The organism is Exiguobacterium sp. s7, from assembly GCF_018618195.1.
Taxonomy (GTDB): Bacteria; Bacillota; Bacilli; order Exiguobacteriales; family Exiguobacteriaceae; genus Exiguobacterium; species Exiguobacterium mexicanum_A.
Map to the genome: position 1 here is coordinate 80527 of NZ_JACSLO010000006.1, position 24041 is coordinate 104567.

Here is a 24041-nt window from a genome sequence, read left to right on the forward strand (position 1 = left end):
TCTCCTCCATCCTATTAAAACGCGCGCATCAAGTTCGCCATCTCGATGGCCGCCGTTGCCGCTTCCCAACCTTTGTTCCCGGCTTTCGTGCCGGCGCGTTCGATGGCCTGCTCGATCGTCTCGGTCGTCAAGACGCCGAAGATGACCGGTACTTCTGACTGATAACTTGCTTGGGCGACACCTTTCGCCGCTTCGCTGCAGACGTAGTCGAAGTGCGGCGTCGCGCCGCGGATGACCGCCCCGAGCGTGATGACGGCATCATATTTCTTGCTCATCGCCATCTTTTTGGCGACGAGCGGGAGTTCGAAAGCGCCCGGGACGAACGCGAGTTCGACATCGTCTTGTTCGACGCCGTGGCGCTTGAGCGCGTCTTTCGCACCGTCCAGCAAGCGCATCGTGATGAGATCATTGAACCGTCCGACGACGATTCCGACTTTCAAGCCTTTTCCGACCAAGTTTCCTTCAAATGTATGCATCATGATTCTTCTCCTCCAAAATGGTTCATTTTTTGTTGTTTCGTCATTCGATATTTCTCGTTCGCCGCATGGGCGCCGACGATAATCGGGACACGTTCGATGACCGTGATCCCGCACGCTTCCAAGGCGTCGACTTTTTCTGGGTTGTTCGTCATGAGCCGGACGTTCGTGATCCCGAGGTCACGAAGCATCGCCGCGCTGACCCGGTAATCGCGTAAATCGGCGTGCAGACCGAGCGCAACGTTCGCCTCGACCGTATCTAGCCCTTGTTCTTGTAGTTCGTACGCCTTCAACTTGTTGAGCAGACCGATGCCGCGCCCTTCTTGTCTCATATACAAGATGACACCGCCTTCGGCTTCCACTTTCTCCATCGCTGTATCGAGTTGTGGCCCGCAGTCGCAACGATATGAGCCGAACACGTCGCCGGTCAGACACTCGGAATGGATACGGACGAGCGGTGCGTGTTCGAGCTCACCTTTTAGGAGTGCGACGTGTTCTTCCCGGTCGAGGACGTTCCGATACCCGATCAATCGGAAGTCCCCTTTCACCGAGGGGAGCGAGACGTCCGCCTCTCGACTGACGAGGTCCGTCTCCATATAGCGGACGAGCGCCTCGATCGTGATGAACTTTAAACCATGCGCTTCCGCGACGCGTTCAAGGTCCGGCACCCGGGCCATCTCGCCGTCCGGGCGGATGATTTCACAGATGACGGCGACCGGTTCACTTCCGGCGAGGCGCGCCAAGTCGACCGACGCTTCTGTATGTCCGCGTCGTACCGAGACGCCTCCTTTTTTGGCGATGAGCGGGAAAATATGTCCCGGACGTTGGAAATCAGCCGGACGGGCGTTGATGTTCGCGAGTTCGCGAACCGTATGGGCCCGTTCGCTCGCCGAGATGCCCGTCGTCGAATCGACGTGATCGACGCTGACCGTGAACGCCGTCCCGTGTGGATCGGTGCTGTTTGCGACCATTGGCTGCAAATCGAGTCGAACGGCCACTTCTTCGGCCAGGGAGGCGCAGACGAGCCCTTTCCCTTCCGTGATGAGGAAGTTCATCGTCTCTGCGGTCATTTTATCCGCGAGCACGACGAAGTCTCCTTCGTTCTCACGGTCCTCATCGTCGACGACGATAATCGGTCGTCCCATCTTCAAATCTTCGACTGCTTCTTCAATCGTGTGGAACATTACCATCCCGCCTTTCCATACCCTTGCGACGCCAGAGATTCAAGCGTCATCGGTTTTTGACTTACGAGTTTTTCCATATATTTAGCCAACATGTCACATTCCAAATTGACCGCGTCTCCTGCCTGTTTCATCCCGAGTACCGTCTCACTGTACGTATGCGGGATGAGCGACAACGTGAACCCGCGTTCGGTGACATCAAATACCGTCAAGCTCGTCCCGTCGACCGAGATCGAACCTTTTGGGACGATATAGCGGAGGAGCGACGGCTCACAGCTGATGTCGACATAGACGGCGTTCGCGAGCGCCCGTTTTTTCACGATGCGCCCGACCCCGTCGACGTGACCCGAGACGAAATGGCCGCCGAAGCGTCCGTTCGTGGGCATGGCCCGCTCCAAGTTGACGTTCGTGCCGGGGCGGACCCCGTCGAGACTCGACGCTTTGAGCGTCTCCGGCATGACATCGACCGAGAAACTGTCACGGTCGAACGTCGTCACCGTGAGACAGATGCCGTTGACGGAGATGCTGTCACCGAGCTTCACGTCCTCGAGGACGACCTTCCCGCTCAGCGTGAGCCGAAGTGACGGACCGTTCCGTTTCACTGCCTTGACACTGCCAATCTCTTCAACGATTCCCGTGAACATCGGACTCCTCCTTTCGCATGATCAGTTTGATGTCGGTGCCGACCGTCTCGACCGATTGAACCTCATACCGTTCGACCGCATCGAGCGGCCCATCATGATGCGAACGGTAAAAACCGCCCTTGCCGCCGAATACGCGTGGCGACTGGTACATGACCCACTCGTCGACGAACTGTCCGTCCAAGAGTGAAGTGACGAGTGTCGGTCCCGCTTCGACGAGCATACGACCGATGCCGCGTGCGTAGACGTCTTGCAGGACAGCTTCGAGCGACGTATAGTCGGCAATTTCGACGCCATTCGCTGCCAGCGCGTCACGTTTTGTTTGGTCATCCGACGTCGTGTACAGAAGCACCGGTACGTCGTTTGCCGTCCGGACGAGCTGGCTCGAGAGCGGCGTACGCAACTCACGGTCGAGCACGATTCGGAGCGGTTGTGTCGTCTCGCGGTCGAGCCGAACGGTCAAGCCTGGGTCATCGGCGAGGACGGTGCCGACACCGGTCAAAACGGCGTCGACCGTCGCACGCAGTTCATGGACGTCCCGTCTGGCTGCTGTCCCGGTCACCCACTTGCTGTCACCGTGATCGAGCGCGACTTTGCCGTCGAGGCTCGTCGCCGTCTTCAAGATGACGTAAGGCCGCTTCGTCTCGAGTGAACGTAAGAACGCCGCATTGAGCGCCCGCGCCTCACGCTCGAGCAGCCCGACCTCGACGTCAATCCCGGCCGCTTTCAACCGAGCGATGCCGCGCCCTGCGACGAGCGGATTTGGGTCTTCCATCGCGATGACAACACGCTTGATGCCGGACTCGACGAGCAGGTCGGCACACGGCGGCGTCTTGCCGTAATGCGAGCACGGTTCGAGCGTGACGTACATCGTCGCACCGTAGGCGGCAGCGCCGGCCATGCGGATGGCGTGCACCTCGGCATGCGCTTCCCCGGCCTTCAAGTGAGCGCCGAACCCGACGACCCGGCCGTCTTTGACGACGACGGCGCCGACGCGCGGGTTGATGCCGGTCGATGAGGCGGACTTGGCCAATTGGATGGCTTGTTGCATGTACTGATTCATAATCTCCCTCCTTGTTTCGCACAAACAAAAAGACCTCAAGGAATGATCCTCAAGGTCTCGGTGGGAGGTGTCGGTCGTCATTTGGGCAAACCAAATAAGCGTTTTCTTTACAGAAAAACGTACGACGAACTACAGGTCGCGTGGACCTGTTCTGTTTCCTTCTCCCATCCAGACTATACTGTCGGCTCTAGAATCGCACTAGATCCACCGTTCGCACACGTGCGCCCGGGTCACGGACTTAAGGCTCGCGCCCATCACCGCCGGTTGGGACTTTCACCCGACCCCGAAGGAATATTTGTTTGTACGATTCCACTTTAGCGCAAAAATAAATCGATGGCAAAACGAAATGCGCAAAAAGGCACCGCTCGAGTGAGCAGCGCCTTCAGAATCATGCCAAGAATAGGACGACGAGGAGACCGACGATCCAGCAATAGAACGAGAAATACTTGAGCTCGCCTTTCGCCATGATGTGTTGGAACCATTTGAGCGAGATGGCCGTGAGCGCATACGAGGCGATGAACGCCAAGATGAGCGGTCCGAACAGTTCACGTGTTTCCGGATTCGTGAACAGCGCCGGTCCATCTAAAATCATCGTCCCGAGACTGACCGGGATGAATAAGAAGAACGAGAAGCGGAGGGCCGACTCTTGTTTGATGCCGAGGAGCATCGCCATGACGATTGTGGCGCCGGAGCGGCTGATCCCTGGAATGAGTGCGACCGCTTGAGCAAGTCCAATCAAAATCGCGTCGCGGAGCGTGATGCCGCCGTCCCCTTTGTTCCCGCGCATGTTGCGGATGAACCAGAGCGCGAGCCCGGTCAAGATGAGCGTGTAGCCGACCGTGGCGACTCCACCGAGCGTCTCCCCGATCCAATCACCGAACAAGACACCGAGCAAACCAGCCGGGACGGTCGCGACGAGCAAGAGCCCGATGAACTTGACATCGATCATCGTCTCGTCGCTGCGATCTTTCTTAAATAAGAACGTCCACAGACTGACGACGAGACGGACGACGTCTTTCCGATAAATCGTCAAGACGGCGAGCAGCGAGGCAAAGTTCACGAATATCTCGAACGAGAGTCCCGGCAGTTCGATATCGAACAGCTCTTGGAAGATGACCAAGTGACCGCTTGACGAAATCGGGATCGGCTCCGTGAAGCCTTGAATCAAACCGAGCAGTAAGTAGAACAACCATATTGTCATATCGTAATATCCTCTTTTCTTTTTTACATCAATTCCATTATTTTAGCAGACCGCCTATTCCACTGACCAGCCTTTCAAAAAAAATTCGTTATTTTCAAAACTTTCATTGATTAGTCTGAAAATTAAATTTATTATAGAAGAGTACTCAACTGGTGCAACGGTGATGACCCCATTGGCCAGTTGGGTACTTTTTCGTACAGAATATGACATTTACGCCATCATAAAACTTTTTGTTTACAATTGAACCCATTTAATATTAAATTTGTAATAGAACTGTTACCATTTTTTCAAAGTGTAACCAGGGCTTTAGACCTATCGGTTTATAAAATCGGTTTAAAAAAACTTGAAGAATGCACTTATAAATTGTAAAAACTGGCCGATAGTATGATTGTAGAAGCAACTTCGTCATCTTTGTCGGTTCAGATATGAGTCCATGGAAGGAGGAACCATCATTGAGTCAAACGCTATCCACTAAATCCCACCACTTGTCCACCGAGCAACAGAGGATGATTCACTGTATCCGTCTACTCGGCGACTTGTTGAAGGAACGTCCACGTCGCTCTGTGTATCGTCGCTTCGCGATGGAACAAAGCTGGCCATCTCCCGAGTCGATTATCCGACAGTTCGGGTCATGGGCCGAGGCGCTCGCCATCGCCGGCTACGAATGGCATGGAGAGGCGACCGTCGACCTCCCAGATAAAATGCCGAAGTACACGCGCGAAGATATCATCGAGACGCTTGCCCTCTACTCGCGCGACATGGGATCGATTATCACGCTCAAAAAATATCAGGAATGGCGCAAGCTTCATCCGAAAGCACCGAGCCATTACCATATCGTCAAGACGTTCGGCTCGTGGCATGACGCCTGTGCCGAGGCCGGACTTGAAGCGAGTGTGACCTATTCCAAATCCGAACTCTCTAACGCACTCCGTGAAGCGATTCACGAGATGGGCTTCTCTCTTTCCTTCGAAGCGTATCGCGAATGGGCAAAACGGAACAACAAACCATCCACGAAAGCCATCCTTCATCGTTACGGCTCGTGGTCGGCTGCGATTCACGCGGTCGAGTCAGAAATCTTCAATCAGAAATTATAATCTTTCATTCATAAGGAGGACGCCGGGTATCCGGTGCCCTCCTTTATTTTGTAGGTGTACCGTTGTCGCTCGTCCTTTCGGCGCCCACGCTTTCTGCAGGCAATCCCGGAGCCGCATCGCTTACGCTGCTGGGTCTCCGTCGGATTGCTGTCCTGCAAGAGTCGGGGCGCCGAGGGACGAGCGAATCGAATTCGATTTAACATTCGTTCAACGGCGCCTAGGCCGGTGCCCGAACTCCTAGGGGAGAGCGATGCAAGGATGACCCCGTAAAGCGCGGCACGCGCTGCGGAGGCATCCGCATCGCCCCAGGAACGGAGGGCATCGGCCCAAGCATCGTTCATGTTGATCAGACAAAAAAGGAGAACACCGATGAGCCGGTGTTCTCCTTCATCATTGAATCCGTTCCGTCGACGTGTCGCGGTAATGGGCGACCCGGTCCCGTCCATTGAATTTCGCACCGACGTACATGGCCCGGTCGGCGTGGCGGAGCAATGTATCGAGATCCTCGTACTCGTGGATCGTCTCGATGCCGATGCTCGCCGTCACCTGGACGCGAATCCCTTCCGAGCCGAACGGATGGTTGCGGAGCGCTTGGCGAATCTTCTCCCCCGTCACGATGGCAGCAGCCTCATCCATGCGTGGGAAGACGAAAACGAACTCTTCGCCGCCGTAACGCGTGACGAGATCCCCGTTTCGGATGAGACGCGTGAACAACGTCCCAGCCTCGATCAACACCTCATCGCCGAACGCGTGACCATACGTGTCGTTGATCGCCTTGAAATGATCGAGGTCGACCAAGAACACCGACAACGGATACGATGCGACATCGTTCAACCGCTCTTTCGTCCACCGCTTGAGCGCCCGCTGGTTCGGGAGTCCCGTCATCGGATCGGTCAAACTTTCATGTTGAAGACGGTTCCGCTCGTCGATCCGTTCGAGCGACCAGGACAGTGTCTTCAACAGGCGATGGAGCTCGACGGCGATCGCCCCGTCGTAAGCTCCGTTCGCCGTCGTCGAGATCATACAGCTGACCGCGTTCGTCGTGCTCGACACCGGTTGGATGACGAGTGCCGAATGATGGAGCTCGGTTTGATGTGCCTGCAGGTCGGGATGCCACTCATGAAGCGAATCATACACAAAGTATGGTTCTTCCGCGTCGCGGTGCCGTTCGAGTGTGTAGGCGTCGGCGACGGGGGTGGACGTACGGCCGCTGATATCATAAAACGTCCGGTGCCCGTCCCGATTGACTTGGAGCCAGCCGCGCTCGAGCTCGACGACTTCCCGGAGCCCGTTCCAAAACTTCTCGATGAGCAGTTGCTCGTTGTCGACGCGGTACAGTTGCTCTTTCAACCGTTCGACTTGATCGATCTTCGACTGCGTCTCTTCGGTCTCCGTCGCTTTCGATAATCCCATCTTGAGGAGCGACAGGATGAGGAACGTCGCCATCAGCCCCGTGTATCCGAACAGTTGGAACGCCTCGATGGCGACCATCGTGAACAACAGCTCGAGCGAGATGACGAGCCAGTCAAAACGGAGCAAACGCCACATGATCGGGAGCGGGATCCGTTCCCCAATCAGGAACCGCGATAGCAGGAAACTGAAGCCGAGGACGAGGAACAAGACGGCAAAGAAGCCAATCAGCGCCGTACCTTGTTCGAGCAGATGAACGTTCGGTCCAATCTGTCCGCCGAGCCGCAAATAGACGAGCCCCGGCAAGACGAGGAGCATCGCCTCGATCAACGTATTGAGCGGATAGAAATGCAAAAAACGCCGACGTCCGACTTTGTTCGTGAACGTCCGGGCCTGAAACGTGAGTAAGAGGAGCTGTCCCATCAACAAGGCCGGCAACAGGCCGTACAAGAAGAACGTCATGAAGACGAACATCTCATGGAACGTAAAGTGAAGGTGCCGCCGCTTGAGCGGGTTCATGACGAACAGGGCGCCGAGCGTGAAGATGAACCAAAATAACGACCAATCAAACGTACCGATGCCGAGCCACATGTAGGCGAGGATTCCCATGAAGACGAGCGACCACGAGAACCAGCTTCTGATGAGGTACTTCCGAAATCGCATCGTCTCCCCCCTTTTCTTTATCATTCCTACATAGTATGAAGGGTTTTGGTGGAAGATTCCAGCCGTTGTTTGAAAGTTGTGACAATAAAAAAAGATCGCGACTCGCGTCACGATCCTGTCATCACTTTGCTTTTAAGAACGAAAAACCGATCGAGCCTGACCCCGTGTGGGCCCCAAGGAGCGGTGCGAGTGTGTCGACCCGAATTTTGGCTTTGTCGCCGAGCTCACGTTTCCACGACTCGGCCAGTTCTGGCACGTTCCCGTGGAAAATCGAGACGTCCGTGCATTCACCCGAATCGATGACTTGACGGAGCGCTTCGAACAACTGGGCTTGCGCCTTCTTATACGTCCGAACCGTTTGATACGGAACGATAAGACCGTCTTCGAAGCGAAGCACCGGCTTCAATTGCAACATATTACCGATGAGCGCTTTCGACTTCGAGATCCGGCCGCCTTTTTGCATTTGCGTCAAGTTTTGCAAAATCAATTCGATGTGGACGTCCTCGGTTCGTTGTTTCATATACGCTTCGACGTCCTCGAGTGTATCTCCACGCTCGACGCGTTCAATCAACTCTTCGAGCATGAGCCCCATCGTGTAGATGCCGGCCCGTGAGTCGATGGCGAGCAGTTTGAACTCGGCGATCTCTGCGCCTTGAACCGATGCCGAATACGTCCCGCTCAAGTCCGACGACAAGTGGACGGCGATGCCCATATCATATTGGTCTTTGATGCTCTCATACAAGGTGACGAAGTCGCCGATGGCCGGTTGGCTCGTCGAGACGCGTTCACCTGCGTCGATCCATTCGTACACAGTCTTGGCATCGACCTCGACCCCGTCTTTATACGGCTGGTCGCCTTTGACGACGTAGAGCGGAACGATATGGATGTCCGGGTGGTGTTGAATCGAATCAGGAAGGACGACCGTGCTGTCCGTAATATAAGCAATTTTCATAGTAGGATTCTCCTTCAATCAATATTAGTACCTGGTAATATTATTTTATCACAGGTGAAGCGGTTTCACTATTTTTTCAAAATTGAAATCCTATGAAGTTTCACATATTCCCGTCCGCGATGTGCTCGAAACGGGTAAAAGATAACATCGGACAAAGGAGGAATCGGTATGATTCACATTCAGCACGTCAATAAAATCTATAAGACTGGGGATGTCGAGACCGCGGCGTTGAAAGACATTGATTTGACGATCAATGACGGGGCCTTCGTCGTCATCCTCGGCCCGAGCGGGAGCGGCAAGAGTACGCTGTTGAACGTCATCAGCGGCCTCGACACGGTGACGTCCGGGACGATCACGTTCGGTGACACCGTCTTGACGGACTTATCGTCCGAGCAGATGACAGCGTTTCGACGCGACCATCTCGGCTTCATCTTTCAACAATATAATCTACTCCAAAACTTGACCGTCTACGAGAACGTTCAAATCGGGGCCGATTTATCGACCGACCCGCTCCCAATCGAAGAGTTGTTGGATCAAGTCGGGTTAGCGGCTGCCCGCGACAAATACCCGTACCAATTGTCGGGCGGCGAGCAACAACGCGTCTCGGTCGCCCGGAGTCTCGCCAAAAATCCGTCCATCATCTTCTGCGACGAACCGACGGGCTCGCTCGATGAGGACAATTCAAAACGGGTGCTCGAACTGCTCGAGCGCTTGAACGAGACGTACAACAAGACGGTCGTCGTCATCACGCACAACACGGGCATCAGTGAGATGGCCGATGACGTCATCAAAATGAACTCGGGACGGATCGTGGAGTACACGCACAACCCGGTCCGAAAAGCCGCTCGCGACATCCACTGGGGGTGAGACAGATGCTGTATAAAAACGTATGGAAGACGCTCGCCGGCAAATGGATGCAGCTCCTTGCCATCGCCGTCATCATCGTCATGAGCTCGCTCACGTATACGATGATGTTTTATGGCATCAGCGGCATCGAAGTGCCGACCGAGGAGTATCTCGCCTCATCGAATCAAGAGGATTTTGCCGTCGAGATGCTGAATCGGGTCACGGAAGAAGAGGCGGCCTTGCCAGAGTTGGCGGACTTCATCGCCTCCGGCCGCTACACGCTCTCGGACTTGCGACGTGTCGACGAGGCGGCGTTCGATGACTTGATCGCGGCACGCATCGACGCCGTCGAGGGCGAGATGGACGGCGCGACGCTTGAGCTCCGCGCCTCGAAGCTTTTGACCTACCCGTTCGGCTCGAGCGAACACCGCGGACTCGTCTTGAAAGAAGCGGACACGATCAACGTGTCTTATCTCGAGGCTGGCAAGCGGCCTGAGCAAAACGATGAGGTCGCCATCAATGCGAAATACGCCGAGAAGAACGGGATTGAAATCGGTGATTCGCTCGACCTCGGCACCCCTTTCACGGTGAGCGGATTCGTCTTGTTCCCGGACTACACGCTCCCGCTGTTTGATGAGAACTTCTTCAATTTGGATCCCGGCACGCAGACACTCCTTTTGATGACGGACGCCGCCTACGACGAGGTGATTGGAACCGAATCGTTCCGCCTTGCCGGTGTCACTGACGGGACGGTCGTGACCGACGTCGAGCTCCCGTTCGTCATCTCGGTCATGGAAACGGAAAACATCATGCGCAGCGGCGCCATCTATAGCGAGATCTCATCTGGTAAAGCGATGGCGCTCGGCTTGAGCCTGTTCATCGTCTCGATTGCCGTCATCATCGTCGCCATCCTGATTTCGAACATGCTCGAGGCCGAGCGCGGACAAATCGGGCTCTTGAAAGCGATTGGCTACAACCGCCGCCAAATCGCGGTCCCGTACCTAGTCTTCATCTTGCTGTTCGCGACGCTCATGCTCGTCATCGGCTATTTCCTCGGGCTCTACTTCGCCGAGCCGCTCAAAAACCTGTACCTCGATTTCTATCTATTGCCGTCCATCACCATCGCCCAAAGCCCGCTCGTGTTTCTCACGGCCGTCTTCGCCCCGCTCCTGTTCTTCGCGCTCGTGGCGGGAGCCGTCATCTATAAAATCATGGGCGAGAGCGCTCTCGCTTTGCTGTCGCCTCGAGACAACGCCTCACTCAATCGACTGAGCCGCATCGTCAGCCGTCTGCTCCGGAACGCCCGCGGCAAGACGAAATTCAAATATTTATACGCCGTCAAAAGCACGGGCAGCTTCATCATCTTCTTTTTCGGTATCCTATTCTCGACGCTCCTCATCGTCTTCGCCCTCATGATGAACGGGGCGGTCGACCGGATGACGGTCGGCGAGTTGAACGAGGCCGACTATGAATATGAGGCGTACACGACGACGCAACCCGTGCTCGAAGATGGACAAGAGCCGTTCCTCACCTACCCGTTTGCCTTCGCTCAAGACAACCTTGTCACGTTGAAAGGGCTCGATGCGACGAACACACTCTATCCTCTCGAAGACGAAGACGGGAACGAACTGGTACCGAAAGCGGATGAGATCATCGTCAACGCCTCACTCGCCTTGAAGCTCGGCCTCGAGACCGGGGACACGCTTGACATCGAACTCGACAACGAGACGTTGTCGTACCCGATCGGAGGTATCGCCGACGAATATGCGGGCGATGTCGTCTACCTGCCTCGGGCAACGCTCAGCGAACAATTATCGGGCGGGACGACACGTGATTTGTTCAACGGGATTTATGCGACCGAACGGCCGGACGAGACGGACTATCCGACGGTCATCTCACGAAGCGGTCTGATTGAGCAGTCCCAATCGATAAATGAGTACATGAACTTTATGATGAACGTCATGATTGGCGGATCGGCCTTGATCGCCTTCAGCATCCTGTTCGTCTTGACCGCACTCACGGTCGAGAAAAATTATTACGTCATCTCGCTCTTGAAAGTGATGGGCTACGACCGGCGCGAGGTCCGCTCGATGATTCTCAATAGCTACTTCATCTACGCGCTCATCTCGGCCCTGCTCAGCATCCCGATCGCCCTCGTCATCTTGCGGGTCATCATCGTCGTGTTCGCGGAAGATTATGGACTCGTCTTGCCGCTCGAGTTCGAGTGGATTTATCTGCTTTACACACTCGGTGCGGTGACGCTCCTCTTCTTCGCAAGCACGTTCATCAGCCGTCGCAAGATCGATCAGATTCCGCTCCAAGAAGTATTGAAGACGTATCAAGAATAATTTTTCGCCAAATAGGGCATAATAAGAGAAGAGACCAGGCCTCTCCCTGTGAGGGGCCTGACTATTTGAAGAAGAGGATGATTCTTATGAACCGTACACAAGTATTGCTCGCCATCCCAGGAAACTGGTCATCGGCCGAGGCAGTCAGCGAACAAATCAGTTTACATAGCGAAGGCTACACGATGGCTGGCCTACTGCTGTTAGAAGATGAGACCGGAAAAGCGTTCACGGTCGAAGTCGTCGAGCGCGACCCGGCTCTCGCCGAAGCGATGATTCATGCCAGCTCGGGCGGTTTCACGCCGAAAATCGCGAAAGGGCTTACCCGCCACACGCATATCGTCTATTTGATCGTCGACGTCAATGACGTGACGGACATCGCGGCGGCCCGCCGTGCGGCCAATGCCATCTTGAACGCCGGCGGACTCGGCGTCATGGTCGAGACGGCTGGGGTCGCCTACTCGAAAGACGAATGGCAAGAGTCGAAAGAAGAAGACCTCGCTCTCGATTACTCGCTTCTCACAGCCATCACGGAAGAAGAAGACGCCTACGTCTCGTGGGGCATGAAAGCGTTCGGTCACGCCGACGTCGCCGTACCGGCCACGCTCGAAATTGAAGACGCGATTCACGTCGTCCATTCGTTCAACTTCCACCTCATTTCGGGTGGATCGATGTTCGGGGACGGGGACAGCTTCACGTTCGAGGACGGCAAAACGTTCACGGTCGAGATGGGTGAAGACGAGCGGACGTCCATCGACAACTTGCTCCATAACCCGTTCGGCTTGATTTACCTCGTGCCGCAGACAACTGAAGGTTGAACATGGTGATCGATTCGGACTCCCGTCCAAATCGATCTTTTTTTGATTAATCGATTATAATTAATCTATACAAATAATAGATTAGAGGTGAATCATATGAAAGAGTCGCCTACGGTTGAGTTCAAGCGAGAACTTACAGACGCTGTCGTTCACGAATTGATTGCGTTCGCCAACACGCAAGGTGGTGTTCTTTATATCGGTATAGAAGATGATGGTACCGTCCTCGGTGTCCCTAACGCACATCAACAACTCGAAGCAGTATCAAACAAGCTACATGACAACATTCAACCAGCTATTCTAGTCCATTTATATTTAGAAGTGGTTGAGCTCGACAAAAAAGAGGTCATAAAGATAGCTGTGGCCCGCGGAACGAGACGCCCTTATAATTTGAAGGGAAAAGGCATGAAATCGTCGGGTGTTTTCATTCGGTACGGTACGTCTGTCACAAATGCCTCTGAAGAAAACATCCGCCAAATGATTATCGAATCAGATGGGACGAACTTTGAAACGATGCGTAGTTTGAAACAGGAACTGACTTTCGAGGAAGCTTCTCACTTTTTTGCTCAAACGAACATCAAATTTGGTGTCGAGCAACAACGTACACTTGGCCTGATGACAGATGATGGCTATTACACAAATTTAGGGCTCCTTCTTTCTGACCAATGCGAACACTCAATCAAATGCGCCCGCTATTTAGGGAACGACAAGCTTGAATTTCAAGATCGTAAAGAATTTAGTGGCTCCATTCTCGCGCAAGTCGAATCCGTCTATGAATACCTTAGTCTGAACAATGCCACGTCAGCACGCTTCGTCGGTCTAAAACGGCTCGAGACCGAAAGTTATCCTAGTCCTGCTTTGCGAGAAGCTCTTGTAAATGCCGTTACACATCGCGATTATAGTTTTAGCGGTAGCATCTTGATTCATTTATTCCAAAACCGAATCGAAATCGTCTCGGTGGGCGGACTCGTGAAGGGCTTAACGATCGAGGATATCAATTTAGGTATTTCTCAGAGCCGTAATCCAAAACTAGCCAATGTATTGTATCGTCTGAAATGGATTGAAAGTTATGGTACCGGGTTACAACGAATCAAAGAAAGCTACAAAGAAAGTCTCGAACGACCATTCTGGACTACGAGTCCGAACGCCTTTGTCGTGACGTTGCCTAAACAACAGCTAACGACACCAGACTCTGACGAAAACGAACTCGAACAATGGCTTAGTCAACAGTCCGAATTTACGACAAGAGAACTCGAAGCCTATTTGAATAAAAGCAAAGGGACTGTCCGAAAACTGATCGAACAGTTGATAGCCGAACGAAAAGTGACCCGTGTCGGAAACGGTCGAACGACGCGCTACCGTACGTTAAACTAAACAAGAGCTCACAGACTTTCGTCTGTGGGCTCTTGTTTTGGTTGCGCCGGCATATCGAGCGGCAAGAAATAATGTGCGCGCCCTTCCCACCCGAGTTGATCACTCAACAGGTCGAACGACGTCCGGAAGAAGGCTTGGATGTCATCTGCCCGACTCATGTTCTCAATCGACAAAAAACATTCGCTCATCTTGGCGTCGTAGTAGGCATCCTCAGGTTGAAGCCGCTCTGAGCCGAGGTCGGTGTATTGGAACGGATACGGCAAGATGAAGAACGTCGGCACGTCGACGGACTCGTCGCCGAGCCAAAAGCCGAACTCGATCATGTGCTCGTCGAACGCCGCCTTCTCAATCACCTTGTCCTCGGGGAACGGCTCGGATTTTCCGTAGACGATGAGCGATGACACGTCGAACGTGCCCCAAAACAAGGCCGGCTTCACTTTCCGGCATCGGAGCGGGGCGAGAAACGCCGCTTGTTCCCGCGCCGCGTACTGGAACAGGCGCACCCCTTTCAGGGCCGTCGATGTGTCATAGACGAGCGGGGTCTCATCGCGGTCGAGCCACCAGATGTCGCGCATCTCTTGCGATTTCGGGTTGATGGTGATCTCGACACCTGACGCATGGAGCGCACCGACCATCGCGTCGTAGTATGACTTGATTGACGTCCCGTCCGTCAGCGGAATCACGGTCGTAGCGGTTTCGACCTGCACCGTGATGACCGAGGCTGCGACGTCGATGTCAATCTCGAACAGCGTCCGCCCGCTCCAGAGAGGTCCTGTCGAAAATCCATTCACGGTGAGCGGTAACGTGACGTGGGCCCATTGCGGCTCTTGCGGGGCGAGACCGAGTTTGATTTTGCCTAGAATTTGCGACACGAGATGGAGCGTGAGCTTCGTGTCCCCCCATTCGGAGTGGCGTATGATTTCCATCAGCGTTTCCTCATTTCTTCATTCGAACAAGTGACGCAGCTACTCTCCTGATTCCCTGTCCTCGACGCAAACAACCAAAAAAATCCACAGACGAGTGTCTGTGGATTCAACCGCGCATCTCTTGGAGACGCTCGAGTTGATGGGTCAGCTCGCCGATGGGGACGAACCGGGCCCGGCGGAGCGTCTCTCTGCCGTCGAGGAAAAACAGGACGACCGGGACGGTGAAAATCGAGTAGGCACCGGCGATCTCCGGCACCTGATCCGAATCGATGGCGACCGAATCGATATCGGGGAACTCCGTCAACATCTCCTCGACTTGCGGTTTGAGCGAGTGGCAGACGCTACAGGTCGGATGCGAGACGTAGACGAGCAATTGGTCTGTATTCGCGATCCGGTCGTGTAACGCCGAAAGTGTGGTGACAGCTTCCATCGAACTCCCTCCTTTTTTGATTACGCGTCGAGCCAAAGCACCCCGACCGTCTCAAAGCCGGCGTGGACCGCGATCGATGGGCAGAAGCGCGTCTTGACGACTTCAATGTCTGGCAATTTCGCCTGGATGAGCGCGACGAGATTGTCTTGCATTTCCGGAGCGAGCGCCGTCTGGACGAAGACACGGTTGTGGTGAATCCCGTTCGCGGCGTGGCGGCGTTCAAGCTCGGTTACCATCTCAGCGTACGCTTTTTTGAGCGACCGTGCTTTTTTGAACGGGATGACTTTTCCGGTCTCATCGAGCGTGATGATCGGTTTGATGTTCAAGATGTTAGCAAGGAACATCTCACCGGACGAGACGCGACCGCCGCGGCGCATCGTTTCCATGTTGCCGATGATCATGAAGAAGTTCTTCTTGTCGCGCCACGCTTCGAGCAACGCGACGATTTCTTCGGCTGCTTTGCCTTCGGCCTCGGCGGCGAGCCCGAGTCGGACGAGCTCTTGCTGCGCTTCGAGCGCCGCGTGCGAGTCGACCGTGTATACTTTGAAGCCGGCTGCTTCGGCCGCTGCGCTCGAGTTTTTCACCGTCGAGCTCAACCCGTTCGAACAGTGGACGGCGATGGCACAGTCGTATCCTTCCTCTTTCAAGCGCTCATAGCGCGCGATGAAGTCGCCAAAAATCGGTTGCGACGTCTTCGCCTCTTTCTTTTGGTCGATCATATAGCGGTGCAAGTCCTCGAGTGACAAATCGACTTCGCTATAGCCGCTACCGTCGACGATCAATTGAATCGGAACGATATCGACACCGAGCCGGGCCGCCTCTTCCTTCGAGAAATTGGCCATGCTGTCGGTAATCCATGCGATTTTGGTCATAACAAAAATCCTCCATTGGTCGTTCAATTTTTTCCTAGTTCATTATACCTCATTTTTCGGATTCGTTCCTTTTTGACTGATTTGGCCGAAAAAAGACAGCGAGACTCATCGTCGCACTGTCTTCGGCTTCGACTCATCGTGTCGAAATCAACTTGGTATGGGCAAACTCGTCATGCGGCAACTCCGTCTCTTTTCCTGCCTTGATCTGTTGGAGCGCCTTCAAGAGCGGCAGCCCAAGCGTCGCCGGATAGACAACGTCTTTATAAAGCGTCCGCTTCACGACTTGCTCGAGCGAGAGCGGGCGTCCGTCTTGGCTGACGACTTTGATGCCGACGACTTGGTCGCCGATCGTCTGCCCATTTTTGTTGAGCAAGAAATACACTTCTCCGGCGATCGTCACGAGCGTCGGCAAGTAATACCGTTTCACATCTTTTCCGGGAAACAGCTTCTTCCGAATCATCTTCTCGACGAGTTTCGCCGGCGTTTGAAAAATGAATTGATCGATTTGACTGGCAACGGCGCGTTTCCAAATTGGGACTGCCACGTTCATCATCCTCTCGTTTCGGGTCTAGCCTTTTGATTCCTCTTTTGACTTCGCTTGAAACGCAGAAAACGGACAACCCGAGCGTGCGAACAAGTTCGGCGTCACAATTTCGTCATTGTAGTGGCGATGGAACACGTGCGTCGCGGCCGGTGACATGGGCGGGATGAGCCATCCCCATTGCCCGGTCACCTCACGACCTGCGTCCTGTTCGTTCTTCTCGAACCGCTTGAACTGCTTCGCCGCCGTATGATGATCGACGATCGTCACCCCGGCCCGCTCGAACGACTGTAGGACGGCGACGTTCAACTCGACGAGGGCCCGGTCGCGCCAAAGCGTCCGCTCTTTCGATGTATCGAGCCCGAGCGACGTGCCGACGAGGGGCAATAAATTATAGCGGTCCGTATCGGCCAAGTTGCGCGCCCCAATCTCGGTTTCCATATACCAGCCGTTGAACGGGACCGACGTGAAGCGCAAGCCGCCGATTTCGAGCTCCATATCGGCGATGGCTGGGACGGCGTGCCATTTGACCGTTCGTCCGTCGAACAAGTCGTACGCCTCGTGCCGAATCTCGACTTCGAGCACCGCATCGTCCGGCAATTCATAGAGCTGGACCTCACGTCCGTCGGTGATGAGAAGCGGCAGGATGTCAAACGCGGTCCCGGCCCCGACCCAGCCGAGCCGTTCGGCTTGCCTCGTGATGGACAGCGAGAGCGGGTCACCAACGATCCCATCTTCCGTCTCATATGCCGCATAGCGGATGAGTTGCGTGTTCAGCAAACGGAACTCGTTCGGGAGCACGGTCATCGTCGAACGGATTTTCCCGTCGTTCGTCGCGTAGCGCAGATGGCCGACGAGCGCCTCGAACACCTCGTCGAACGTCGTCACGTCCCGGGCGTCCCGGACAGTGAGCGTCTGCCAAAACAGCCGGCCGATGCATCGGTTCGAGTTGCGCCAGGCGAGTTTCGCACCTTCCGTCAACTCGTCTGTCGTGAGCGTGTACGTCCCGGTCTGCTCCAGCTCGACGGCGATCGCCTCGAGCCGATCTGTATAATCGCCTTCTAGTTGTGAGAAAAAGTGTCGGATTGCCTGCATGTCCATGTTGTCGATCTCCTCTATGTAGTCTGTCCCTCTCATCTTAGAGAAAATCGCTACGGGTTTCTAGTTTTAGCGTACAGAAAAAGCGAGCCGGTGTCGGCTCGCCTTCAGTCTGTCTGATCGATCAAGTCTTTCGCTTTTTGAATCGTGAATCCTCGCGGTTTTTCGCTCTCTAAAGCGGTCAATCGCTTCTCGAGTTCGACCGTCTGTTCATACGACGCCTCATATTGGTAAAGCCCGTTGGCGAGCTCGGTCAGCCGCGTCACTTGAATCGGTAGCGGTGCCATCCCGTCATCTAACAAGATGACGAGGCTCAGGTCACTGTCGACCGGCAGGCGGATTGACGCGTAAAAGGCGATCGTCTTGAAGCCGCGCCGCATGATGACGATTGGTGATGTGCCGACCGCGACGTCTTGGTCGCGCAGGCGTGTGATCGTGATACCGGCGTGAATCAAGCGACTCGAGGACGGAATCGTCTCGACATATTCCTCGATCGGGGTCAGCGTGCCCGCGCCCGCCTCGAGCGCCTGTTCGAACTCCGGCTCTTTGAGCGGACGGCTGAAAATGAATCCTTGGATGACGTGGCAGCCGAACTCGCGGAGGCGGAGCAAGTCGTCCATCATCTCGACGCCTTCGACGACGACGTTCATCCCAAACTCCTCGGCGATGAGGAGCAGGCTCCGAATGATGCCTTGGGCCTTTCGGCTTTGGTTGACGTTATGGGCGAACACCCGGTCGATTTTAATCGTCTGAGCGCTATACGCCTGCAAATAGGCAAGCGACGAGTACCCTTTCCCGAAATCGTCGAAGGCGATCGGGATGCCGAGGTCGTTCAATCGTTCGAACGCTTGTGTGATCTGTTGGGCGTCTTCTAATAGCGACGTCTCCGAGATCTCGACCTCGAGATAGCTTGCCGGGATGTGATAACGGGAGAGCGTGTCTTCGAGCACATGTTCGAAATGTTCTTGGTACAAGTATTTGGCCGATACGTTGATCGAGATCGGCACTTTCTTCGGAAGCGTCATCAAATACCGGCACACTTCTTCAATCAACCAGTTCGTCAGTTCGAGGTGCAGGCTGCTCTCCTCGGCGAGCGGGATGAACTCGGCCGGCGAGATCGAGCCCCACGTCGGATGCGTCCACCGCATGAGCGCCTCGGCCCCGACGATTTGCCCCGTCCATGCGTTCACTTTTGGCTGATACATCAAATAAAATTCTTTGTTTTGAAGGGCACCGCGCATATCTCGTAGCAGTTCATACCGCTTCAACGATTCGATGTCCATTTGTGACGAGTACAGTTCCAATTGGGCCCCGATCTTCTTATCGGCCCGGTTCATGGCGATACAGGCGTGCTTAATCAATTCGCTCGCCTGTGTGCCGTCCTCCGGATATCGGCTCACCCCGATCGAGATACGGGCGAACAAGTCGTACACGTCGACACGGAAGCGGTGGGTCGAGAGTGTGCCGAGCTTCTTGCCGAGCGCGAGCACTTCCGGGTCTTCCAAGCGCCGTGGTAACACGATGAGCACGTTATCCGCATCGAGATGTCCAAGGAGCGCGTCTTTCGGCAAGAGACGAATCAATTGGTTCACCGTCGCGACACGCCACTCGTCGCCAAGTTCGTAACCGAACGTATGGTTGATCTCCGCAATCCGGTTGAACGACAGCGAGAACAACGTGAACGGATTGCGCTTCCGGGTCAAATGATACACCGATTCGGTGATCGATTCGCGATTCGGCATGTTCGTGATCGGGTCGAGCGAGGCGAGACGCCAAATCTCTTCTTGCTGCTCTTTCAACTGTGTGATGTCTTTGACGAGCGTCCGGAACCCGACGACATGGCCGCCTTCAGAAAAAATGGGTTCCCGATTCTCTTCAATCCATTTGACGTTCCCTTTGGCGAAAATACGGTACGAGAACGTCGACGGTTTGCCGCTCAACGTCACTTCCCGCGCCTGCTTGATTTTCGGGACGTCGTCCGGGACGACGACTTTTTGCCAATAGTCCGGATGGGCATTGAATTGATCTTCCGTATAACCAAAAATGAGCGAGAAGCCCGGCGTCAAAAACTTGAATTGCTTCGATTCGAAATAGCGCTCAAAAATGACCGAGTCGACGATTTCACACAACTGCCTCACTTTCGATCGTTCCTTCGTCAGTTCTTCTTCGGCTGTGACCAGGTTCGTCACGTCGAACATCGCCCAGGTGACGGCTTTTCGGTCTTTCGAGACACCGACCTTCACAATCAACTCCAAATACTGTTTCATCTTCGGGTTGAAGGCGCGCAGTTGTGTCTCGTACTCGAATTGCGTGCTGTCTTGAAGCAACGCCTCGAGCGCCGCCGCGAACGCGCCCCGGTCGTCCTCATGAATCAGGTTTCGGAAGTCCTCTCGTTTCATATTCGTGAGCTGTCGCTTCGTCAAACCGAGCAGGTTCCCAGTCTGCGGGGAATGATAGAACGTCCCGGTGTCGAGGTCGAGCTCGATCAAAATGAGCCCAGGGATTCGCTCGAACAGCACCCGGCTCACTTTCATCCGATTGTAGCGTTCCCGCAACTCCGTCTGCGTCGTCAAATCTTTGACGACCCCGTAAAGGCCCGTGATGACCCGTCCGGTATAGAGTGGCGTGTTCGTGATCGACAGATGGATTGAGCGTCCATCCGCATTACGCGCTTGCAATTCGTAATGCACCGTTTCGCCTTGGAGCGAACGCTGATGGAACGCTTGGACCCGTTCACTTTCGGCCTTCGGCAGCCATGAGGCCGGGTGGACGAACCGCTCTTCTTCCCCGTTGAACAGAAGCGACAGTTTTTCATTTGAGTCGACTAGTCTCAAGTCACAGTCTAGGACGTAGACGGCGTCCGGATACTGATGGAGCAGCAACGGGTCGATATTGATCCGTTCCCCACGTTCCAATTGTTCAACGTTTGATTCCAATGCATGCTTCCATTGTCGGAAGAAGCCCATTTCCACCACTCCCCGGTGTGACGAGCGTCACAAAAATATCGTATTACCTTGATTATATAAGACGGGAACGATCAAACAGGTATCTGTTTTTGAAAATAAGGGGAATAATCTTTCTTTTGTATATATTTTCAAATTAATGTCATTATTTTTAACCCTTGCAAAAAGACCACGCACTCGATTGAGCCGTGGTCTCCTGATTAACGCTGTTTCACGACGACCGAGCCGTAAGCCGGTACATCGACCGAGCCCGAGACGCGTTTAATCGTCTTCGTGCCCGCTTGTTTCCCATCGACGATGAGGTTCCATTGCCCGCTCGGCAATTTCACTTTGACCGTCTTGGCGTTGGCGTTGTGCGTGATGAACAAGTCCTTCTTCTGGCCTGGCGCTTTGTCATCGATCGAGTAGCTGATGACGTTCGCTTCGGCTTTGTAGAATTTCAAGTTTTTCTTCACGTCCACCGCTTTCGTCATGCGAAGACCTGGGTTGTCTTTACGCATCTCGATCAAGCCTTTCATGTACTGGACGTCCGCCTTGCGGTCGGCGGCCCGTTTCCAGTCCATTTGGTTGATGCGATCAGGTGATTTGTACGAGTTGTGGTCGCCTTCTTTCGTGCGCATGAATTCTTGACCGGCATGGATGAACGTCGTTCCTTGGCTCGTCAAGAGAATGCTCGACGCGAGACGGTGCATCTTCGTGCGGTCCGCTTCCGACGTTTCTGGGTTCGTGAGTTCGAGCTTGTCCCAGAGCGTGTGGTTGTCGTGCGCTTCGACGTATGTGATCGCTTGCGTCGGTTCTTTCGTGAAGCCTTTGATGTCGGCGCTATAGTCGATTTCGCCGACGATTCCCGTCTTGATGCGGTTCTCAAGGCCGGCTTTACCATTGATGAAGCCGTTGTCCGTGTCGACGAAGACACTGCCTTTCAAGCCGTCGCGGATGTTGTCGTTGAAGTGTGCGACGCCTGGCATCTTATACGCGTTTTTTTGGTTCGCTTTCTTCGCCGGGTCGAGTGGCGTGCTGAGGTCCCACCCTTCGCCGAAGACGAGGATGGAAGGATCCACTTTGTTCAACGCCGAACGGACTTGGTTCATCGTCTTGACGTCATGGATGCCCATGAGGTCGAAACGGAACCCGTCCCAATGGTATTCTTTTGCCCAATAGACGACCGAGTCGACGATGAGCTTCTGCATCATCTTGCGTTCCGACGCGGTGTCGTTGCCGACGCCCGTTCCGTTCGCGAAGTCGCCGCCTTCAGTGTAACGATAGTAGTATCCTGGGACGATCTTGTGCAAGTTCGACGCCTGCGCATCGAACATGTGGTTATAGACGACGTCCATGACGGCGCGCAAGTTGTTGTCATGGAGCCCTTGGATCATTTGTTTCATCTCGCGAATCCGGACTTTGGCGTCATACGGGTTCGTCGAGTATGAGCCTTCCGGCGCGTTATAGTTTTTCGGGTCATAGCCCCAGTTGTACGATGCATCCGGTTTCGTCTCATCGACCGAGGCCGTGTTGTAGTCGTATACCGGAATGAACTGGACGTGCGTGACGCCGAGGTCTTTCATATGGTCGAGGCCTGTCTTCGTCGCTGTCTTCTTGCCGTTGACGAGGAGACGTGTCCCCGGCTCGACGACGCCGAGATATTTGCCTTTGTTCGTGATGCCTGAGTCATACTTGTCTGACGTGACGTCAAAGATTGACAAGTCGCGGACGTGCGTCTCATAGATGATGGCATCTGTCCGTTTCGCCAATTTCGGTTTCATCGAGTTCCAACGTTTCGGCTTCGTCTCGTTCAAGTCGACGACGACCCCTTGGTCCCCGTTCACACCGACCGCCGTCGCGTACGGGTCGACCGCGCGGACGCTGCCTGACGCGTGCTTGACGTTGTACGTGTAGCCAATGCCATCCAAGTCGCCGCGTACTTCAGCGACCCACGTGCCGCGCTCGCCACGCTTCATCGAAATCGTCTTCTTCAAGTCTTTATCTGAAGCAGGACGCGTTTTCGGCATGTTCCATAGTTCGAGCTTGACGTCTTGAGCCGTCGGGGCCCACAGGACGAACTGTGATTTTGAGTTCTTGTACGTCACGCCGAGCTTGCCGTCATAGGCGTACTTCGCATCGAACTCCGGTGAACGGAGGACGTCGCCCGCTTGGAGCACTTTATCTCCGAACGTCGGATGTTTCGCCGTGATGACCGCCGCCAAATCGATATCGGCACTGAAGCGGACCGTGACCGATTTGTCGCCTGATTTCTCAACCGACTCGACCGTCGCACCTTCGACCGTCAATTCGCTCAAGAACGTCTCATCGATGACGCGGTTGAGCGTGAGCTCCGCTTGACGGAACGTGTCCGCTTCGAATGAGACGATTTTCGGTGAGCGATCGATTTCTGGTTCTGAGTAGTAGATTGTCGAATCGCCTTCGACGAGCCAAATCTCTTTCGCTGTGCTGAGCGCGAACCGATCTTCCCCATCTTTTTCGGCCCATTCCCCTTTTTTCGTGACGAGCCCGATGAGTTTCTTCGCGTCCGGGTTCGCGAACTTCACGTTCGCCACGCCACCGTATGCGTCCGTCTCATCGAAGTTGATGCTTTGCCCGTCGCCACCGTCTGGCCATGTCCAAAGACCCCAGTCGGTGTATGTATTGTCGTAACGGAAGTAATGAACTTTCATATCCACGTCCGTTGCTGCCGTCTCCCCGTCCGGGTTCGACGTATAGATCTTCGAGTCGCCTGACTTGATCCACACTTCGGCAACGCCGTCTTTGATCATATCGCTCGTGATAAAGCGGTCGTTCTCAGACCCTTTATCCTTCTCCCAGTTGTCCGTACGGACGATGAGACCGAGCTTTTCTGGTGAATCGACCGGGAATTCGTAGGCCGCCACCTTTCCGAAGTCGTCCTCGCCGTTGAAGGCGAAGGCTTTATTCGGGAAATAATCTGGGTTATTCGCCCAAAGCCATAAGTTCCAATCCGTTTGATTGTCCGGGGCCTCTTGATAGTGAACGACGACGAGCGTCGACTTGCCTTTATCGAGAGCGGACGATGACATCGGAAACATTGAGAACACTAGTGCAAACGTTAGCACAACTGCCCATGCCTGTTTCCATCGCTTGTTGACCATGTGGGTCCCTCCTTGTAGCATTAATTTG

The 24041-nt window shown here is 54.5% G+C and carries 19 protein-coding genes and 1 riboswitch; of the genes, 5 read left to right on the top strand and 14 right to left on the bottom strand.

Annotated features, from left to right (window positions below):
- Nucleotides 1–14 precede the first annotated feature (14 nt).
- The 5 genes from ribH to KNP79_RS09320 form a co-directional block, all read right to left on the bottom strand.
- A complete protein-coding gene (gene ribH / locus KNP79_RS09300; protein WP_285222545.1) occupies nucleotides 15–479 on the bottom strand; it encodes a 6,7-dimethyl-8-ribityllumazine synthase in 465 nt (154 codons plus the stop codon).
- Entirely contained in the window at nucleotides 476–1660 is a 1185-nt protein-coding gene (gene ribB / locus KNP79_RS09305) for a 3,4-dihydroxy-2-butanone-4-phosphate synthase (RefSeq protein ID WP_214754004.1), read from the bottom strand. Before ribB ends, ribH begins: the two co-directional genes overlap by 4 nt.
- A complete protein-coding gene (gene ribE / locus KNP79_RS09310; RefSeq protein ID WP_214754006.1) occupies nucleotides 1660–2301 on the bottom strand; it encodes a riboflavin synthase in 642 nt (213 codons plus the stop codon). Before ribE ends, ribB begins: the two co-directional genes overlap by 1 nt.
- The gene (gene ribD / locus KNP79_RS09315) at nucleotides 2282–3361 is read right to left on the bottom strand and encodes a bifunctional diaminohydroxyphosphoribosylaminopyrimidine deaminase/5-amino-6-(5-phosphoribosylamino)uracil reductase RibD (RefSeq protein ID WP_215192119.1); all 1080 of its coding nucleotides are present in this window, start codon (nucleotides 3359–3361) and stop codon (nucleotides 2282–2284) included. The genes ribE and ribD overlap by 20 nt, the downstream gene beginning before the upstream one ends.
- 152 nt (nucleotides 3362–3513) lie before the next feature.
- Nucleotides 3514–3656: riboswitch (FMN riboswitch) on the bottom strand.
- Nucleotides 3657–3749: 93 nt separating this feature from the next.
- A complete protein-coding gene (locus KNP79_RS09320; RefSeq protein WP_034778775.1) occupies nucleotides 3750–4562 on the bottom strand; it encodes an undecaprenyl-diphosphate phosphatase in 813 nt (270 codons plus the stop codon).
- 452 nt (nucleotides 4563–5014) lie between these two features.
- Here KNP79_RS09320 and KNP79_RS09325 point away from each other — a divergent pair, with 452 nt between their 5' ends.
- Nucleotides 5015–5656, top strand: a complete 642-nt coding sequence (locus tag KNP79_RS09325) for a homing endonuclease associated repeat-containing protein (RefSeq protein ID WP_233004553.1) — start codon at nucleotides 5015–5017, stop codon at nucleotides 5654–5656.
- Between the two features lie 390 nt (nucleotides 5657–6046).
- Here KNP79_RS09325 and KNP79_RS09330 read toward each other — a convergent pair whose 3' ends face one another.
- Entirely contained in the window at nucleotides 6047–7729 is a 1683-nt protein-coding gene (locus tag KNP79_RS09330) for a GGDEF domain-containing protein (protein ID WP_215192121.1), read from the bottom strand.
- Between the two features lie 121 nt (nucleotides 7730–7850).
- Nucleotides 7851–8681 (bottom strand): DegV family protein, encoded by an 831-nt coding sequence (locus tag KNP79_RS09335; protein ID WP_214706973.1) that lies wholly within the window; start codon nucleotides 8679–8681, stop codon nucleotides 7851–7853.
- A gap of 168 nt (nucleotides 8682–8849) precedes the next feature.
- On the opposite strand from KNP79_RS09335, the gene KNP79_RS09340 reads away from it, so the two are divergent.
- The 4 genes from KNP79_RS09340 (at nucleotide 8850) to KNP79_RS09355 (ending at nucleotide 14061) form a co-directional block, all read left to right on the top strand.
- Nucleotides 8850–9548, top strand: a complete 699-nt coding sequence (locus KNP79_RS09340) for an ABC transporter ATP-binding protein (RefSeq protein WP_214796898.1) — start codon at nucleotides 8850–8852, stop codon at nucleotides 9546–9548.
- Nucleotides 9549–9553: 5 nt separating this feature from the next.
- Nucleotides 9554–11875 carry an ABC transporter permease gene (locus KNP79_RS09345; protein ID WP_215192123.1) on the top strand — a complete coding sequence of 774 codons (2322 nt, stop codon included), beginning with the start codon at nucleotides 9554–9556 and terminating at the stop codon, nucleotides 11873–11875.
- 86 nt (nucleotides 11876–11961) lie between these two features.
- Nucleotides 11962–12690: a DUF4261 domain-containing protein gene (locus tag KNP79_RS09350; protein WP_034778786.1), complete on the top strand. Its 729-nt coding sequence runs from the start codon at nucleotides 11962–11964 to the stop codon at nucleotides 12688–12690.
- A gap of 96 nt (nucleotides 12691–12786) precedes the next feature.
- Nucleotides 12787–14061, top strand: coding sequence for an RNA-binding domain-containing protein (locus KNP79_RS09355; RefSeq protein ID WP_215192125.1), 1275 nt, complete (start codon nucleotides 12787–12789; stop codon nucleotides 14059–14061).
- 8 nt (nucleotides 14062–14069) lie between these two features.
- Here KNP79_RS09355 and KNP79_RS09360 read toward each other — a convergent pair whose 3' ends face one another.
- From KNP79_RS09360 to pulA, 7 genes are all read right to left on the bottom strand, one after another.
- Nucleotides 14070–14987 (bottom strand): DUF5996 family protein, encoded by a 918-nt coding sequence (locus KNP79_RS09360; protein ID WP_215192127.1) that lies wholly within the window; start codon nucleotides 14985–14987, stop codon nucleotides 14070–14072.
- A gap of 106 nt (nucleotides 14988–15093) precedes the next feature.
- On the bottom strand, nucleotides 15094–15417 hold the full coding sequence (locus KNP79_RS09365; RefSeq protein WP_215192129.1) for a thioredoxin family protein: 324 nt from the start codon (nucleotides 15415–15417) through the stop codon (nucleotides 15094–15096).
- Between the two features lie 20 nt (nucleotides 15418–15437).
- Nucleotides 15438–16289 (bottom strand): DegV family protein, encoded by an 852-nt coding sequence (locus KNP79_RS09370; protein WP_215192131.1) that lies wholly within the window; start codon nucleotides 16287–16289, stop codon nucleotides 15438–15440.
- 133 nt (nucleotides 16290–16422) lie between these two features.
- Nucleotides 16423–16839, bottom strand: a complete 417-nt coding sequence (locus KNP79_RS09375; protein WP_233004560.1) for an RDD family protein — start codon at nucleotides 16837–16839, stop codon at nucleotides 16423–16425.
- 18 nt (nucleotides 16840–16857) lie between these two features.
- Entirely contained in the window at nucleotides 16858–17931 is a 1074-nt protein-coding gene (locus tag KNP79_RS09380; protein ID WP_215192133.1) for a nitric oxide synthase oxygenase, read from the bottom strand.
- A 104-nt stretch (nucleotides 17932–18035) separates the two neighbouring features.
- Nucleotides 18036–20894, bottom strand: coding sequence for an EAL domain-containing protein (locus KNP79_RS09385; protein WP_215192135.1), 2859 nt, complete (start codon nucleotides 20892–20894; stop codon nucleotides 18036–18038).
- Between the two features lie 197 nt (nucleotides 20895–21091).
- Nucleotides 21092–24013: a type I pullulanase gene (gene pulA / locus KNP79_RS09390; protein WP_251132933.1), complete on the bottom strand. Its 2922-nt coding sequence runs from the start codon at nucleotides 24011–24013 to the stop codon at nucleotides 21092–21094.
- Nucleotides 24014–24041 lie beyond the last annotated feature (28 nt).